The sequence below is a fragment of the Rhodobacter sp. TJ_12 genome (assembly GCF_020023995.1).
Classification (GTDB): Bacteria; Pseudomonadota; Alphaproteobacteria; order Rhodobacterales; family Rhodobacteraceae; genus Rhodobacter.
Genome location: NZ_NRRD01000029.1, coordinates 1 through 17048, shown reverse-complemented (window position 1 = coordinate 17048; position 17048 = coordinate 1). Strand labels below are relative to the sequence as shown.

19 protein-coding genes are annotated in these 17048 nt (G+C 61.4%); 1 reads left to right on the top strand and 18 read right to left on the bottom strand.

The window, feature by feature from the left end; all coding sequences use genetic code 11:
• Nucleotides 1-49: 49 nt before the first annotated feature.
• The 18 genes from CKO11_RS15860 to nuoF all read right to left on the bottom strand — a co-directional run bounded on the left by CKO11_RS15860 (nt 50) and on the right by nuoF (nt 16547).
• Nucleotides 50-1675, bottom strand: coding sequence for a ribonuclease J (locus CKO11_RS15860; RefSeq protein ID WP_223640966.1), 1626 nt, complete (start codon nt 1673-1675; stop codon nt 50-52).
• A gap of 47 nt (nt 1676-1722) precedes the next feature.
• Nucleotides 1723-2499: a type III pantothenate kinase gene (locus CKO11_RS15855; RefSeq protein WP_223640935.1), complete on the bottom strand. Its 777-nt coding sequence runs from the start codon at nt 2497-2499 to the stop codon at nt 1723-1725.
• An 8-nt stretch (nt 2500-2507) separates the two neighbouring features.
• Entirely contained in the window at nt 2508-3263 is a 756-nt protein-coding gene (locus CKO11_RS15850; protein WP_263298500.1) for a biotin--[acetyl-CoA-carboxylase] ligase, read from the bottom strand.
• Nucleotides 3253-4692: an NADH-quinone oxidoreductase subunit NuoN gene (gene nuoN, locus CKO11_RS15845; RefSeq protein WP_223640933.1), complete on the bottom strand. Its 1440-nt coding sequence runs from the start codon at nt 4690-4692 to the stop codon at nt 3253-3255. The genes CKO11_RS15850 and nuoN overlap by 11 nt, the downstream gene beginning before the upstream one ends.
• A 12-nt stretch (nt 4693-4704) precedes the next feature.
• Complete coding sequence (locus CKO11_RS15840; protein WP_223640931.1) at nt 4705-6237, bottom strand: NADH-quinone oxidoreductase subunit M; 1533 nt, start codon at nt 6235-6237, stop codon at nt 4705-4707.
• Nucleotides 6237-8447 carry an NADH-quinone oxidoreductase subunit L gene (gene nuoL, locus CKO11_RS15835; RefSeq protein ID WP_223640930.1) on the bottom strand — a complete coding sequence of 737 codons (2211 nt, stop codon included), beginning with the start codon at nt 8445-8447 and terminating at the stop codon, nt 6237-6239. Before nuoL ends, CKO11_RS15840 begins: the two co-directional genes overlap by 1 nt.
• A gap of 3 nt (nt 8448-8450) precedes the next feature.
• Nucleotides 8451-8759 carry an NADH-quinone oxidoreductase subunit NuoK gene (gene nuoK, locus CKO11_RS15830; protein ID WP_076485595.1) on the bottom strand — a complete coding sequence of 103 codons (309 nt, stop codon included), beginning with the start codon at nt 8757-8759 and terminating at the stop codon, nt 8451-8453.
• Nucleotides 8760-8802: 43 nt separating this feature from the next.
• Nucleotides 8803-9411, bottom strand: a complete 609-nt coding sequence (locus tag CKO11_RS15825) for an NADH-quinone oxidoreductase subunit J (protein ID WP_223640928.1) — start codon at nt 9409-9411, stop codon at nt 8803-8805.
• Nucleotides 9408-9818: a carboxymuconolactone decarboxylase family protein gene (locus CKO11_RS15820; RefSeq protein ID WP_223640925.1), complete on the bottom strand. Its 411-nt coding sequence runs from the start codon at nt 9816-9818 to the stop codon at nt 9408-9410. Before CKO11_RS15820 ends, CKO11_RS15825 begins: the two co-directional genes overlap by 4 nt.
• A complete protein-coding gene (nuoI, locus tag CKO11_RS15815) occupies nt 9815-10306 on the bottom strand; it encodes an NADH-quinone oxidoreductase subunit NuoI (RefSeq protein WP_223640923.1) in 492 nt (163 codons plus the stop codon). Before nuoI ends, CKO11_RS15820 begins: the two co-directional genes overlap by 4 nt.
• Nucleotides 10306-10569: a hypothetical protein gene (locus CKO11_RS15810; RefSeq protein ID WP_223640920.1), complete on the bottom strand. Its 264-nt coding sequence runs from the start codon at nt 10567-10569 to the stop codon at nt 10306-10308. Before CKO11_RS15810 ends, nuoI begins: the two co-directional genes overlap by 1 nt.
• Before the next feature lies 1 nt (nt 10570).
• Nucleotides 10571-11608 (bottom strand): NADH-quinone oxidoreductase subunit NuoH, encoded by a 1038-nt coding sequence (nuoH, locus tag CKO11_RS15805; RefSeq protein ID WP_223640919.1) that lies wholly within the window; start codon nt 11606-11608, stop codon nt 10571-10573.
• Nucleotides 11609-11640: 32 nt separating this feature from the next.
• A complete protein-coding gene (locus CKO11_RS15800; protein WP_223640917.1) occupies nt 11641-12039 on the bottom strand; it encodes a hypothetical protein in 399 nt (132 codons plus the stop codon).
• Nucleotides 12040-12042: 3 nt separating this feature from the next.
• Complete coding sequence (gene nuoG, locus CKO11_RS15795) at nt 12043-14043, bottom strand: NADH-quinone oxidoreductase subunit NuoG (RefSeq protein WP_223640915.1); 2001 nt, start codon at nt 14041-14043, stop codon at nt 12043-12045.
• Between the two features lie 61 nt (nt 14044-14104).
• On the bottom strand, nt 14105-14389 hold the full coding sequence (locus tag CKO11_RS15790; protein ID WP_223640913.1) for a hypothetical protein: 285 nt from the start codon (nt 14387-14389) through the stop codon (nt 14105-14107).
• Nucleotides 14389-14838 (bottom strand): hypothetical protein, encoded by a 450-nt coding sequence (locus CKO11_RS15785; RefSeq protein WP_223640912.1) that lies wholly within the window; start codon nt 14836-14838, stop codon nt 14389-14391. The genes CKO11_RS15790 and CKO11_RS15785 overlap by 1 nt, the downstream gene beginning before the upstream one ends.
• The gene (locus CKO11_RS15780) at nt 14838-15248 is read right to left on the bottom strand and encodes a hypothetical protein (RefSeq protein WP_223640910.1); all 411 of its coding nucleotides are present in this window, start codon (nt 15246-15248) and stop codon (nt 14838-14840) included. Before CKO11_RS15780 ends, CKO11_RS15785 begins: the two co-directional genes overlap by 1 nt.
• A 3-nt stretch (nt 15249-15251) precedes the next feature.
• Entirely contained in the window at nt 15252-16547 is a 1296-nt protein-coding gene (gene nuoF / locus CKO11_RS15775; RefSeq protein ID WP_223640908.1) for an NADH-quinone oxidoreductase subunit NuoF, read from the bottom strand.
• A gap of 220 nt (nt 16548-16767) precedes the next feature.
• On the opposite strand from nuoF, the gene CKO11_RS15770 reads away from it, so the two are divergent.
• Nucleotides 16768-17048, top strand: a 281-nt coding sequence (locus tag CKO11_RS15770) for a hypothetical protein (protein WP_223640905.1), incomplete at its 3' end; no start/stop codon positions are given.

The following is a 17048-nucleotide window of genomic DNA, read 5'->3' as shown; positions in this document are numbered from 1 at the left end:
ACCGGACCGGCCAGATACAAAAAGGGCGCCTCGCGGGGCGCCCTTTTTCTTATTCGGCCATCAATCGGCTGACAACGACGGTGACTTCGGGCTTTTTGCCCACTTCTTCCATCGCCACCTGACGCGCGATCCGGCGCAGCGCTTCATCAAGTTTGTCATCATTGCGCACAATCTTGTCAGGCGCACTTTCCAAAAAGGCCGACAGCTCGTCTTCGATGATGCGCATCAGCTCGCCGCCCGATTTGCCGTGATCGGGCAGGCCCATCACCTCCACCCAAGCATCGCCCAAGGGCACGTCATCCTCGTCGATGATGACGGTGATCAGCACATGACCATTCAGCGCCATGCGCAAACGCTCGCGCACCACGCCATCCAATGCGCCAATCAGCACCGTGCCATCCAGATAGTGCCGCCCGGTCTCGATATATTCGACGACCTTGGGCGCCACCCCGGTCAGATCGATCATCGTGCCATTGGTCGCAACTTCGGTCGCAATCCCCTTGGACGCCGCGATCTTGGCATGTTCGCGCAAATGGCGGTGTTCGCCATGCATCGGGATCAGGATTTGCGGGCGCAAAAGATCATGCACCGCATCCAGATCGGGCCGGTTCGCATGGCCCGAAACGTGATAGAGCCCGCCCTTGTCATCGACCACATCGACGCCCATTTCCGACAGCGCGTTCATGATCCGAATGACGGAGCGTTCATTGCCCGGGATCGTTTTGGACGAAAACAGGAAGGTATCCCCTTCCTTCAGCGAAAAGCCCAGATATTTGCCCCGGCTCAATTGCGCCGTGGCCGCGCGGCGTTCGCCTTGGCTGCCGGTGACGATCAGCATCAGCTTATCGCGCCCAACCTCGACCGCGTCTTCGGGGCTTAGCACTTGCGGAAAGCCCTTCAGCACGCCGGTTTCCTCGGCCACATGCACCATTTTGCGCATCGCCCGGCCCAGCAAACAGACGGTGCGGCCCGCCGCCCGCCCGGCCTCGGCCAGCGTTTTCAACCGCGCCACGTTGGAGGCAAAAGTGGTCGCAACCACCATCCCCTCTTGCGCGGCGATCAGATCCTTCAGCGGGCTGACCAGCGTCGATTCAGACCGCCCTGCCGTGGTGGTGAACACATTGGTGGAATCGCAGATCAGCGCCTTGATCCCCGCGCCTTCATGCGCGATCTCGTGCCATTCCAGCGGGTCAAACGCCTCGCCCACCACCGGGTTGCCATCCAGTTTGAAATCGCCCGTATGCACCACGCGGCCCGCAGGCGTGTCGATCACCAAAGCCGAGCTTTCGGGGATCGAATGGCTGACCGGGACGAATTGCACCGTGAAGGGGCCGATTTCCACTGCCTTCGGGCGCGGCTCGACGGTGCGGATCATATCCGAGGGCAGACCCGCCTCTTCCATCTTCAACTGCACCAGATGCGCGGTGAAGCGGCGCGCGTAAACCGGCGCTTTCAGCTTCGGCCACAGATGCGCCATGGCCCCAATATGGTCTTCATGCCCGTGGGTCAGGAAAATCGCGTCGATCCGGTTCACATTGGCCTCAAGCCAAGCCGCATCGGCCATAATCAGATCGACCCCCGGAGAGCTTTCCATATCCGGGAAGGTGACCCCCAGATCGACCACGATCAGCCGTTCTTTTCCCTCCGGCCCGTAGCCGTAGACATAGGTGTTCATGCCGATCTCGCCGGCACCTCCCAAGGGAAGATAGATCAGTCTGTCGCTCACGCCCCAAGCCCCTTATTGTAATCGAAGATCAGCCGCAGACCATGCATGGTCAGGTCATCTTCGACCTTATCGAACAGATCGAACCCCAGATCGAAGAGCGAGGCAAGACCGCCGGTGGCGATCACCTTCATCGGGCGGTCGCGTTCCATTCGGATTTGCCGCACGATGCCTTCGACAAGGCCGATATAGCCCCAATACACCCCCGATTGTATGCAGGCCACCGTATTCGTGCCAATGACTCCTTGCGGTTTGGTTACATCGACATGGGGCAGCGCCGCCGCCGCCATATGCAGCGCCTCGAGGCTCAACGCGACGCCGGGCGCGATCACCCCGCCGATATAGGCGCCATCGGTATCAACCACGTCAAAGGTGGTTGCGGTGCCAAAATCCACCACGATCAAATCGCCGCCATGTCGGTCAAAGCCCGCGACGGTGTTCACCAGACGGTCGGGACCAACGGTCGTGCCCACATCGACACGCGGCGCGACGGGCAACTCGCAGTCGGGTTTGCCCACCACAAGCGGGCGACAATCGAAATAGCGGTTACACAAAACCCGCAAGTTAAACACGACACGCGGCGCAGTAGAGGAAATGATCGCCTCATCGATCGTGGCCGTCAGCCCCTTGAGCCCCATCAACGTCGACAGCCAGACGAAATATTCATCCGCCGTGCGGCGCGCATCGGTGGCAATCCGCCATGTGGCGCGAAATTCGGTGCCGTCCCAGACGGAAAAGACCGTATTGGTGTTGCCGCAATCGATGCACAGAAGCATGTCGCCCCCTAAAAGAAGATATCCGCCGCCGCGATGGGCTGGCGTGCGCCCCCGGTATTGAGGATCAACGCGCCGGTCTCGTCGATCGTCTCGAAAATGCCTTCCCGGGTCTCGGTTCCGGTGCGGGCGGTCACCCTTTGCCCGATCCGCGCGGCGCGGGCAAGCCATGCGGCGCGGATCGGGGCAAATCCGTCGCGCTCAAAGAGCTTGGCATGGCGCGCAAAAGCACAGGCGAGCGGGGGCAGGAAATCCAGCGGGGCAATCACCTGCGCGGTTTCCCCCAAGACCGAAACGGGGCGAAGCGCGCCCGGCTCCAGCGCCGTGACCGGGGGCGCGGCGGCAAGGTTCACGCCGATGCCCACGGCCAAATGGCTGACCGACGCGCCCGAAGAAACGCTTTCCAGCAAAATCCCCGCGACCTTGCCGCCCGCCAACAACACATCATTGGGCCATTTGATCGCCAGATCGGCCCCCGGCGCAACGCTGTCGAGCGCGTCATAAAGCGCCAGCGCCGCAACAAAGGAATAAAGCGCCGCCGTGGGCGGGCTGACCGCCGGGCGAAAGACGCAAGTGGCGGCGAAATTGCCCGCAGGCATCTGCCAGCCGCGCCCGCGCCGCCCCCGCCCCGCCGTTTGGCGATGCGCAAAAACCCAAGCTGGCCCCGCAAGATGCGGAGCCAGTCGGGATGCTTCAGACATGGTGCTGTCGGTTTGGCCAAGGACGTGGCGCGCCACGCCCTCGGGCCAGTCTGGCTCAGTTGACAAGGGCTGTCGCCGCCGCCATGGCCGCGCCTTCGAGCCCGAAAAGGCTGATCGAGCCTGCCACCATGATGACCGCCGAGGCCACCAGCATCGCCAGTTGCACAAACGGCATACGACGATCCAGCGGGTCGGTCTCGGTGCCGAAATACATGTAGTAGACGATGCGCAGATAGTAGAACGCCCCGATCACCGAAGCGATCACCGCGCCCACGGCCACCCAGACATAGCCCGCATCCACCGCTGCGCGCAGCACCGCGAATTTGGCCCAGAACCCCAGCATCGGCGGCACACCGGCCAAGCTGAACAAAAGCACCATCAAAGCGAGCGCCTTGAGCGGATCGGTTTTCGACAACATGTTCAGCGCGGAAATCTCGGTCACCGGGGCACCATCGCGCTCCATCGCCAAGATAAAGGCAAAGGTGCCGACGTTCATCACAATGTAGATCGTCATGTAGACCAGCATGGATTGCACACCGATCGCCGTTCCCGCCATCAGCCCCAAAAGCGCAAAGCCCATATGCGCGATGGACGAATAGGCCATCAGGCGCTTGATATTGGTCTGCCCGATCCCGGCAATCGCGCCCAGATACATCGACGCAAGCGCGAGCGCGGCCAGCACTTGGCCCCATTCGCCCGGCACTTGGCCAAAGGCGTCATGCACCACCCGCGCAATCAGCGCCATCGCGGCCAGTTTCGGCGCAGTGGCAAAGAAGGCGGTCACCGGCGTGGGCGAGCCTTCATAAACATCGGGCGTCCACATGTGAAACGGCACCGCCGAGACTTTGAAGGCCAGACCGGCCAACAAGAACACCAGACCAAACAGCAGGCCAATCGGCAGATGCCCTTGGTCCACCACAGTGATGATGGCCGCAAAAGAGGTCGTGCCCGCAAAGCCGTAAACCAGCGAGGCGCCGTAAAGCAGCAGACCCGAGGAAAGCGAGCCCAGCACGAAGTATTTCAGACCCGCTTCCGACGACCGCGCGGAATCGCGGCGCAGCGCGGCCACGACATAAAGCGCAAGCGATTGCAGTTCGAGCCCGATGTAAAGCGACATCAGGTCATTGGCCGAAACCATCATCATCATGCCGGTGACGGCCAGCACAATCAGCACCGGGAATTCGAACCGCAACAGGCCGCGCCGGTTCAGGTAATCGGCACTCATCGCCAGAACGGCCGCGGCCGAAACAAGAATGATCACTTTGGCAAAGCGGGCAAAGCCATCGGCGATGAACAGCCCGCCAAAGGCGCTATCCGCCCCGCCGCCGGCCACGCCAATGGTCAGGCCCAGAACCAACATCACAGCGGTGGAAATCCACAAGATCGGCATCGCGACCTTGTCCTTGCCCGTCCAAACACCGCCCAAGAGCGCCGCCATGGCAAAGGCGGCGAGCAGAAACTCGGGCAGGATGATGGAGAAATCGGTGGAGGTCATCGGTGTTTCTCCTCAGTTGCCCGCAACCATCGCCGCAGCGGCGATGTCGGCATGATAGGTGGTCACAAGGCTTTCCACCGATGGCCCGATCAACCCGGTGACAAGGCTCGGATAGATGCCCAAGATCAGCGTCATGGCGACCAGCGGCGCAAAGATCGCCTTTTCGCGGGTGGTCATGTCGGTGATGGTTTTCAGGCTTTCCTTGATCAGCTCGCCCAAAACGACCCGGCGATACAGCCAAAGCGCATAAGCCGCCGACAAGATCACCCCCGAGGTTGCGAACAGCGCCACCCAAGTGTTGACCTGGAAAATGCCCACAAGCGTCAGGAATTCGCCAATGAACCCGCTGGTGCCCGGCAACCCGACGTTCGCCATGGTGAAGAACATGAAAATCAGCGCGTAAGCCGGCATCCGGTTCACAAGGCCGCCATAAGCCTCGATCTCGCGGGTGTGCATCCGGTCATAGATCACGCCAACGCACAGGAACAGCGCGCCCGAGATGAAGCCGTGGCTCAGCATCTGGAAGATCGCACCGTCGATCCCTTGTTGGTTCGCGGCAAAAATCCCCATCGTCACATAGCCCATATGCGCGACCGAAGAATAAGCGATTAGCTTCTTCATATCGGCCTGTGCCAGCGCCACCAACGAGGTGTAGATGATCGCGATGGCCGACAGCGTGAAGACAAAGCCCGTCATCGCCTCCGATCCCACCGGGAACATCGGCAAGCTAAAGCGCAAGAAGCCGTAACCGCCCATTTTCAACAGCACCGCCGCCAGCACGACCGAGCCTGCCGTGGGCGCCTGCACGTGGGCATCGGGCAACCAAGTGTGCACCGGCCACATCGGCATTTTCACCGCGAAAGAGGCAAAGAACGCAAGGAACAGAAGCGTTTGCACCCCGCCCGGCAGCACATAGCGCAAGTAAGGCAGATCTTGGTGCGGGAAGTCGAAGGCCATCAGCTGCACGATGTCGGTGGTGCCCGCCATCATATACATGGCCACCATCGCCACCAGCATCAGCACCGAGCCAAGGAAGGTGTAGAGAAAGAACTTGAAGCTGGCATAGATGCGCTCTTTGCCGCCCCAGATGCCGATGATCAGGAACATCGGAATGAGGCCCGCTTCGAAGAACAGGTAGAAAAGCACAAGGTCCAGCGCCACGAAGACGCCGATCATCAAGCTTTCAAGCACCAAAAAGGCGATCATGTATTCCTTGACGCGGCTTTTCACATGCCAAGCGCTGGCAATCGTGATCGGCATCAAGAAGGTGGTCAGCAAAACGAACAGGATCGAGATGCCATCGACGCCCAGCTTGTAGCGCAGGCCCATGATCCATTCACGGTCTTCGACGAATTGCATGCCCGTGTCGTGACGGTCAAAGCCCGCCAGCAGGAACAGCGACACCAAGAAGGTGACCGAGGTCGCCGTGAACGCAAGCCATTTGGCGTTGCGGTCCGCCGCCTCGGTGCCCGAGCGCGAGACGACCGCCAAGATCGCCGCCGCGGCCAGCGGCATGAAGGTGATGATGGAAAGGAGGTTGTTCATCAGTTCGTCCCCCCGACCTGCATGACCCAGAACATGAGGCCGACGATGCCAATCACCATGGCGAAGGCGTAGTGGAAGAGATAGCCCGATTGCAGCCGCGCCGCGACACGGGTGAAGAAGGGGATCCAGCCCAAAGCAAGGCCGTTGATCGCCCCGTCGATGACAGCGCCGTCACCGCCCTTCCACAGCATCCGGCCAAGCGCCTTGGCGGGGTTCACGAAGATCATGTCGTAAAGCTCGTCGAAATACCATTTGTTGAGCAGGAACCGGTGCGCCCAAGGCAGGGCATTCGCGGTCATGGACGGCAGACGCGGCACGGCGATGTAGTAGATCCACGCCAAAACAAGCCCGGTCACCATCGCGATAAAGGGCGAGATTTTCACCCAAGCCGGGACAAGGTGGGCTTCATGCAGAACATGGTTGGTTTCCGCCATGAAGATCGCGCCTTGCGGGGCCACAGCAACAACCGATTCATGCCCTGCTTCGGTGTTTTCCATCCCACCGTGATCGGCTTCCGCAATCCGCGCGGCATCCGCTTCATGTCCGTCTTCGGCCATCGTGCCAGCCATCGCGGCTTCGTGGTTTTCCATCGCCTCTTCATGATCCACGGCAGCATGTTCCACCGCTTCGGTGGCATGTGCGTCGCCATGTTCGGTGCCATGCGCCGCCGCCGTTTCCGGCAGATTGAAGAAGCTGTTCACCCGATCGCCAAAGAACGACGGGTAGAACACCATGCCCGAAAGCACCGCGCCAACCGCCAGCGCCCCCAGCGGGATCAGCATCACGCGCGGGCTTTCATGCGCGTGGTCATGCGCATGATGATCGCCGCGCGCCTTGCCAAAGAAGGTCATGAAGATCAGGCGCCACGAGTAGAACGAGGTCATGCCCGCCGCGATCACCAGCGCCCAGAAGGCAAAGCCGCTGCCCGAGGCAAAGGCGCTTTCGATAATCGCATCTTTCGACAGATAGCCCGCAAAGCCCACCGGAATGCCGAAGAAGGTCACAAACGGGATCCCCACGCCGGTGATGGCGAAGGTGCCGATCATCATGATCCAGAAGGTGAAGGGGATTTTCTTGCGCAGCGCGCCATAGTTGCGCATGTCTTGCTCGTGGTGCATCGCATGGATCACAGAGCCCGCGCCCAAAAACAGCATCGCTTTGAAGAACGCATGCGTCAAAAGGTGGAACATCGCCGCCGAGTAGACGCCCACGCCCGCGGCCACGAACATATAGCCCAGCTGCGAACAGGTCGAATAAGCGATCACGCGTTTGATGTCGTTTTGCACAAGGCCCACGGTGGCGGCAAAGAAGGCCGTCGCAGCCCCAATATAGACCACGAACATCTTGGCTTCGGGCGCATATTCAAAGATCGGCGACATCCGGCACACCAAGAACACGCCCGCCGTCACCATCGTGGCGGCATGGATCAGCGCCGAAACCGGCGTCGGGCCTTCCATCGCGTCCGGCAGCCAAGTGTGCAGGAACAACTGGGCCGATTTGCCCATCGCGCCAATGAACAGCAGCACCGCAATCAGGTTGGCCGCGTTCCAATCGGTCCACAGAAAATGCAGTTGCGTTTCCGCCAGCATCGGCCCGGCGGCAAAGACATCATCCATCAAGATGCTGTCGGTCAGGAAGAACAGCGCGAAGATGCCCAGCGAAAAGCCGAAATCCCCGACCCGGTTCACCACGAAGGCCTTGATCGCCGCCGCATTGGCCGAGGGTTTCTTGTAGTAGAAACCAATCAGCAGATAAGAGGCAACGCCCACGCCTTCCCAGCCAAAGAACATCTGCACAAGGTTATCAGCCGTGACCAGCATCAGCATGGCGAAGGTGAAGAACGAAAGATAGGCGAAGAAGCGCGCCTTATAGCTTTCGTCATGGGTCCAGTTGTCGTCATGCGCCATGTAGCCAAAGGAATACAGGTGCACGAAGGCCGAGACCGTGGTGACGACAATCAGCATGATCGCGGTCAAACGGTCGAGCCGGATCGACCAAGCTGTGTCAAGCGTGCCGGATTGGATCCAGTTCAGCAAATGGATATGCTGGGTCTCGCCATCCAGCGTCAGGAACACGATCCAGCTCAGCAGGAAGGACAGGAACAGTAGGCCGGTGGTCAGCACCATCGCGCCCTTCTCGCCAATGTACCGCCAGCCGAAGCCGCCGATGATCGCGCCCAATAGGGGCGCCAAAAGGATGATCGTCGTCATGGCTTACCCCTTCATCACGTTGACATCGTCCACCGCGATCGAGCCGCGGTTGCGGAAGAACACGACAAGGATCGCAAGGCCAATCGCCGCCTCAGCCGCCGCGACGGTCAGCACGAACATGGTGAAGACCTGCCCGACGAGATCACCCATATGGGTCGAAAAGGCGACCATGTTGATATTCACGGCCAGAAGCATCAGTTCGATCGACATCAGGATGACGATCACGTTCTTGCGGTTCACGAAGATCCCGAAAATGCCGGTGACGAACAAGATCGCCGCCACAGCAAGGTAATGTTCCAATCCGATCGTCATCGCTTTCCCTCCGGGCCCGACCCCGTTTTCGCTTGTTCTTGCATCACAGCCCCTGCCCTGGTTTGACGTCGATCATCTCCAGCGCCTTCGCCGGGTCGCGGTGCATCTGCTCGATCACGTTTTGCCGCTTCACATCGGTGCGATGGCGCAAAGTCAGCAAGATGGCCCCGATCATCGCCACCAACAGCACCAGACCCGCGCCTTGGAAGAGATAGAGGTATTTGTCGTAAAGGATCATGCCAAGCGCACGGCTGTTTTCGACCTCGGACGACATCGGCACCGCGCGCAGCGCCGCCGCGCCTTCGGCCGATTGCCACGCCATGAACCCGGTGGCGAGTTCGGCCAGCATCACCACGGCAATCAGTCCGCCCACCGGCGCATAGCGCGCCATCTGGCCCCGCAGCGCGGCGAAATCGACATCAAGCATCATCACCACAAACAAGAACAACACCGCCACCGCGCCGACATAGACGATGATCAAAAGCATGGCGACGAATTCGGCCCCCATCAGCACGAAAAGCCCCGCCGCTGTGAGGAAGGTCAAGATCAGCCAGAGCACCGAGTGCACCGGGTTCTTCGAGAGAACCACCATGAGCCCGGCCACCACTGCCACCACGGCAAAGAGGTAGAAGGCGAATACGAACACCGTCATGTGTTTTCTCCCGATTTCTCGTCGAAGACCTCGCGCGCCAGCTCCAGCGCCTTGGTCATGGCGGGCACACCGCCGAACATGCTCATCTGAAAGATCACCTCGGCGATCTCCCGCTCGGTTGCCCCGGCCTCAAGCGCATGGCGGATCGTCAGCCGCATCGGTGCCTCTGCCTGCGCGCCCAAAGTCACCTGCCCCGCCAGCGTGACCAAAAGCCGGGTCCGGGCATCCAGCCCGTCACGGTTGAAGGTCTTGCCAAACCACATTTCCAGCATATCCGCCGGCATGGTGGGGAACATTTTCTCAAAGGCCTTGGGGTTGAAGCTTTCCAATGCCGGATTGAACAGGCGGGCCATCTCGGTCCCCTGCTCCATCATCGCGGTGAAAAGCTTCTGAAACTCCGTGCTCATCTGTAGGGCGCATCCAGTTCGATGTTACGGGCGATCTCGGCCTCCCAGCGCGCGCCGTTCTCAAGGAGTTTCTCCTTGTTGTAGAACAGCTCTTCGCGCGTTTCGGTGGCGTATTCGAAGTTCGGCCCCTCGACGATCGCATCGACCGGGCAGGCCTCTTGGCAGTAGCCGCAATAGATGCATTTGGTCATGTCAATGTCGTAACGCGTGGTGCGGCGGCTGCCGTCTTCGCGCGGCTCGGCATCAATGGTGATCGCCTGCGCGGGGCAGATTGCCTCGCACAATTTGCACGCGATGCAGCGTTCTTCGCCATTTGGGTAGCGGCGCAGCGCATGTTCGCCACGAAACCGCGGGCTCAGCGCGCCCTTTTCATGCGGGTAGTTCAGCGTCGGCTTCGGCGCGACGAAGTATTTCAGCCCCAGCGCAAAGCCTTTGATGAAGTCCCACAGGACGAAATATTTCGCTGCGCGAACGTAATCGAAAGCCATCAGTCGTTCTCCGCCGGTTCGGTCTGGCCGCTGCCGGACACTTTCCATTTGCCCCTGTCAGAGGCGGTCTCCAGATCCCCCACGCCGAAATCGCCGCGCGCTTCCATCGCGGCCACCGCACGCATCACCGGCGGTGTCTTCGACAGGAAGGAGGTGACATTCTTGCCATCCACCTGAAGCTGGTAGCCCTCGATGATGACGGGCACGAGCCGAACCTCGCGGTCATCAAGCTTCAGGCTCAGGGTTTCGCGATTGTCTTCCATCTTAACCCCCGATCGCCCAACGGGCCCAGAAACCACCAAACAGTTCGAATTTCGCCAAGAAGGCCACGACAACGACCCAGCCCAGCGACAGCGGCAGGAACACCTTCCAGCCAATGCGCATCAATTGGTCATAGCGGTAGCGCGGCACGATGGCCTTCACCATGGCGAAGGCAAAGAACACCAACACCATCTTGCCAAACATCCACAGCGCGCCGTCCGGAATGCCCGGAATGGGCGACAGCCAGCCGCCAAAGAACAGCAGCGATGTCAGCGCGCACATCAGCCAGACCGCGATATATTCGCCCGCCATGAACAGCAGATAGGGGGTCGAGGAATATTCCACCATGAAGCCCGCGACGAGTTCGGATTCCGCTTCTGGCAGGTCGAACGGCGGGCGGTTGGTTTCAGCCAAGGCCGAGATAAAGAACAAGAACACCATCGGCAGATGCGGCAGCCAATACCAGTTGAGCAGGCCGAAAGAGCCGCGCTGCGCCTCGACAATCGCGGACAGGTTCATCGACCCGGTCGAAAGGATCACCCCGATGATGATCAGACCCATCGACACTTCGTAGCTGATCATCTGCGCGGCGGAACGCAGCGAGCCCAAGAAAGGGTATTTCGAGTTCGAGGCCCAGCCACCCATGATGATGCCGTAAACCTCAAGCGAGGAGGCCGCAAAAACAAACAGCACGGCGACGTTGATATCCGCCATCACCCAGCCTTCGTTGAACGGGATCACCACCCAAGCGACCATCGCCAGAACCAGCGACAGCATCGGCGCAAGGAAATAAACCGCCTTATCCGAACCCGCAGGCACGACGATTTCCTTGAACACATATTTCGCGGCGTCCGCCACCGATTGCAGAAGACCAAAGGCCCCCACCACGTTCGGGCCCCGGCGCAACTGCACCGCCGCCCAGACTTTGCGGTCCCCCCAGACAAGGAACAGAAGGCCAATCATCACAAAGGCGATGATCCCCAGACCTTGCAAGACCATCAACAAGGCCGTGCCCAGCGGTGTTGCGAAAAACTCAGCCATGTTGTCCCTCAGCCCGTCCTGCTTTCATCACTTCATACCGTTGGAATGCCGCGTTCGCGGCAATCGTTCAGCATCACTTCCGCTTCGATCGTGCGCAATCCGCGCGGGATCGCATCCGAAATCAGATAGACGGCATCGACGCTGACGCCGGTGCCTTGCTTTTGCACATTGGTGCGGACATGGCGCGCGAAGCCGTAGCCCCGGATCATCGCATATTGCGCCGCCGCACAATTGGCATAGGCCGTGGCCCGTGCCCTGTTCGTTGTGCCCGTCACCGCCACCTGAAATCCGACCAGATCATCGTCCAACAGGCGCGTCTCGACGCCCTCATAGGTGATGCGGCCAACCTCCGCCTGAGGCGCGGCACAGGCCGCCAACCCGACCACAAGGCCGGTCAGCAGTGCCACACTCAGAAGGGGGAAACGGGTCATCGCTTACTCCGCCGCCACCGCTGCCGTCGCGCGGCCCTTGGCCATGGCAGAACATTCCGCCATGACCACCGAGGCCCGCGCGATCGGGTTGGTGAAATAGTAATCGCCCAAGGCAAGCCGGAAGCTGGCCTTGCCCATGTCGCGCCGTTCCAGCGGGGTCCAATCATTGGCGATCACCTGATCGACCTGCCCCAGATGCGGCACGGCCCCCAGCATCGCGCGGCGAAGGGCCGCAAGGCTATCCCACGGCTGCTTGGCCCCCACTTCGGCCGAAAGCGCACGCAAGATCGCCCAGTTTTCCTTGGCCTCGCCCGGCGGGAAAGTGGCGCGGAAGGCCAGTTGCGGACGGCCTTCGGTGTTCACGAACAGCCCATGCTCTTCGGTATAGGCCGCGCCCGGCAAAATGATATCGGCGCGGCTTGCGCCCCGGTCGCCGTGGCTGCCCTGGTAGATCACAAAGGGGCCACCTTCGGAGGCCGGGGTGATCTCCACCTCATCCGCGCCCATGTTGTAAATGACCTCGACGCCCCCTTCGAGCGCGGCCAGAAGCCCGCCTTCGGTGACCGCACCCACATCCATCGCGCCGACGCGGCTGGCCGCAGTGTGCAGCATCAGCATCTTGCCCGACAGCGCCATGGCATTGGCGATCACCGCCTCGCCATCGGCCTCAGACACGGCGCCTTGGCCCACGATCACAATCGCGCCCGGTGCGGCTTTCAGCCCGGCCAGCGCGGCGCGGTCGGTGCCAACGTGGTCGTAATCATAGGTCAAATCCACGGCGGGGCCGATTACGCGAACCTGCGCGCCTTTTGCCCAAGCCTTGCGGATGCGAGCATTCAAAACAGGCGCTTCAACGCGCGGATCGGTGCCGATCAAAATGATCTCTTCGGCGTCGTCAATGTCTTCGACGGCGACATTGCCGACATAGGCGGCGCGATTGCCCACCGGCAGCCGCGCCCCATCGGTACGGCATTCGACCTTGCCGCCCATGCTTTCGATCAGGGTTTTCAGGCTGAACGCGGCCTCGGTCGAGACCAGATCGCCCACAAGCCCCAGAACCTTTTTCCCCGTCATCGCGGCGGCGGCGGCGGCAAGCGCCTCGCCCCAATTGGCTTTGCGCAGCTTGCCATTTTCGCGGATGTAAGGCGTGTCCAAACGCTGGCGACGCAGACCGTCCCAAATGAATCGACCCTTATCCGACAGCCATTCCTCGTTAACGCCATCATGGTTGCGCGGCACAATCCGCTTCACTTCACGGCCTTTGGCATCGATGCGGATGTTGGAACCAAGCGCATCCATCACATCAATGCTTTCGGTCTTGGTCAGTTCCCATGGGCGCGCGGTGAAAGCATAGGGTTTCGAGGTCAGCGCGCCGACCGGGCACAGATCAATGATGTTGCCCTGCAAATTGCTGTCGAGCGTGCAATTCAGATAGCTGGTGATCTCGCTGTCATTGCCGCGCCCGGTCTGGCCCATTTGCGTGATGCCCGCCACCTCGGTGGTGAAGCGCACGCAACGGGTGCAGGAGATGCAACGCGTCATGCAGGTTGCGACGAGCGGCCCCAGATCCAGATCTTCCGAGGCGCGCTTGGGCTCGCGGTAACGGCTGAAATCTGCGCCATAAGCCACCGCTTGGTCTTGCAGATCGCATTCGCCGCCTTGGTCGCAAATCGGGCAATCGAGCGGGTGGTTGATGAGCAAAAACTCCATCACCCCTTCGCGGGCCTTTTTCACCATCGGCGAATTGGTCTTGATCACGCTGGGCGCACCATCCGGGCCGGGCCGCAGATCCTTGATTTGCATCGCGCAGCTTGCCGTGGGCTTGGGCGGGCCGCCCACCACCTCGACCAGACACATCCGGCAGTTGCCCGCGATCGACAGCCGCTCGTGGTAGCAAAAGCGCGGCACTTCGATGCCGACCTGCTCACAGGCCTGAATGATCGTCAGGCTGGGATCGACCTCGACCTCGATACCGTCGATGATGATCTTGCGCGTGTTCGACATGGTCTCGTCCGTCACTTGGCTTGGGCGCGGCGGGCCGCGCGGTGAATGGCGTTAGGGGTGCTCATGCGCAGCCCCTCGGGAAGATCCATTGACCCTCCCTGAAATTGTCTTCGGGGCCCGAGGCCACAGCGCCCCGGCACAGCGCATTGGCTGCGCGTTTGGCCTCTGCCCCCGCGTCATAGCCAAAGGGCTGTGCACTGCGGCGCACCATCAGCGCGCCTTCGGCACTAAAGGCCCCGGTGTAGCCCTCGACCGAGGCCAAGGGGCCGATGCTGTCGGGCCCGCCCACAGGCACGGCGCAGGCCGCAAGCGGCAAGATGAACACCGTCAAAACAGGGGCGCGCATCAGTTGCCCCCCTTTGCATCGATCTTCGGGCAATGGGCTTCCAGCGTGTAAAACTGGTCCCCATGCGCGACGACATGATCGACATCGGCAAAGTATCCCTCAGCCCCACGGCAAGCCGCCTGAATGGCCGACAGAACGCCAAGCTTGAGTTCTTGCATATCGGTCTCGGTGACGCCTTCCAGCGTCACTTCAAAAACCGTGCGCTCGCCAAACCACTCAATGCAGCCTTCGCCATCCACCGCGCCTTCGGGACAGTCCCAGCCCGCGGTGACAATGTTGTTGAAATACTGCACCTGCGCCCCGGTCGCGCCTTCCTTCATACGGATATGGCGATTGAGCGCCGGCGTGTGGCCGCGCGCGCCTTCGCTTTGCGGGTGCCAATCGGCCAAAGCCGGGCCGCCCCAGCCGGTCAGCAGGGCACAGGCAAGCAAAACAGCGCGTGTCGTCATCACTGCCCCCCCTGCCAGATGCACAGATCCACCAGCTCGAAGGTTGGATTGTCATGGACGGTGGCGCGGTTCATCACAATCTCGGCGGGCCTGTCTTGGATCGCCAAGCCGTTACGGCCGCAAAACAATTTGGCAACTGCCAGCGCCTCGGCCCGGTCGGCTTCGGTGAAAAACCCGCCATTGCCACGGGTCACAAAAACCGTCACCGGCCCCGCGAACAAACCGTTGGAGGCGCGTTCATCCCCCGCAACCTGGTCTTCTTCTTGCTGCGCGGCCACCACGTAAGATTGGCCATTGGCAAAGAAATATTCGCCCTCGCGCAGATCGGCGCCAGCAAAAACAGGGCATGCGAGCGCCGCGGCCAACGCCGCGCCGCCGATCCCTGCCATGATGCCGACCCCAAATTGCATTGCTTACTCCGCCGCCATCGCGCCCATGCGGCCCGTTTTGCGCGCCTTGATACGGTCTTCGATCTCTTCGCGGTAATGCCGGATCAGACCCTGGATCGGCCAAGCCGCCGCATCCCCAAGCGCACAGATCGTGTGGCCCTCGACCTGTTTGGTCACGTCAAAGAGCATGTCGATCTCTTCAATCTCGGCCTCGCCGCGCACCAAACGATCCATCACCCGCATCATCCACGCGGTGCCCTCGCGGCAAGGCGTGCATTGCCCGCAGCTTTCATGTTTGAAGAATTTGGCCAGCCGCCAGATCGCCTTGATCACATCGGTTTGCTGATCCATCACAATCAAGCAGGCGGTGCCAAAGCTCGATTTCAGCTCCCGCATCCCGTCATAATCCATGATCGCATCGTCGCATTGATGCGCCGGGATCACCGGGCAGGAGGCGCCACCGGGGATCACCGCTTTCAGGTTCGACCAGCCGCCGCGCACCCCGCCGCCGTGTTTCTCGATCAGTTCCTTCATCGAGATCGACATGCTTTCTTCGATCACGCAGGGCGTGTTCACATGGCCCGACATGGCAAACAGCTTGACGCCGGTATTGTTGGGGCGGCCAAAGCTCGCATACCAATCCGCGCCGCGGCGCAAGATCGTCGGCACAACGGCAATGGATTCCACGTTGTTCACCGTGGTCGGGCAGCCATAAAGGCCCGAACCCGCCGGGAATGGCGGTTTCATCCGCGGCATGCCTTTTTTGCCTTCAAGGCTTTCCAGCAGCGCGGTTTCCTCGCCACAGATATAGGCGCCCGCACCATGGGCCAGATAGACGTTGAAATCATGGCCGGATTTGCAGGCGTTTTTGCCAATCAGCCCGGCGTCATAGCATTCGTCGATCGCCGCCTGAAGCGCCTCTTTCTCGCGCACATATTCGCCGCGAATATAGATATAGGCCGCACAGGCGCCCATCGCGACACCGGCAATCAGCGCGCCTTCGATCAGCGTATGCGGATCGTGGCGCATGATCTCGCGGTCTTTGCAGGTGCCCGGTTCGGATTCATCGGCATTGATCACCAAAAAGGCCGGACGGCCATCCGATTGCTTGGGCATGAAGGACCATTTGAGCCCGGTCGGAAAGCCCGCGCCGCCGCGCCCGCGCAGCCCCGAGGCCTTGACCTGCTCGATGATCCAGTCCCGGCCATTGGCCAAAATCGCCGCCGTGCCATCCCAGTGTCCACGCGCCATCGCGCCCTTCAAGGAGCGGTCGTGCATCCCGTAGATGTTGGTGAAGATCCGGTCCTGATCTTTCAGCATGTCTGTTCCCTCGGTTAGCGCGGGGGCCGGTGTCCGGCCTCCGCCGCATCGGTCACCCGATGCGGTTATTTCCACCCGCGCCGGGGGAAACCCCGACCGGAACCGGGTCTGGCCCGGTATGTCGCCGCGCCCGAAGGCGCTGGCGGTATCGTGTTACGCTGAACGGGCGCGTCAGCGTTTGCGGCCCTTGCGCTTGCCACCGCCGCCAGCGGGGGGCGTTTTGGGCCCAGCCGGAGCCGTGGCCGGTCCGGCCATGGCCGGTTCGGGCACTTTGGCCGGTGTCGGTTTCGCGGCAGGCTTTGCCGCCGCCGGCGCCGGTTGCGGCGCAGATTTCGGGGCGGGCTTCGCCGGCGCGGGCTTCGGCGCAGGCGCGGCTGACGCCTTGGCCGCCGGGGCCGGGGCTGCCGCTGGTTTCGGCGCAGTCACGGTTTTCGGCGCCGCCGCTGGTGCGGACTTCGTCGCCGCCGGGGCAGCGGGCGCCGGGGCAGGCTTTGCCGCAGC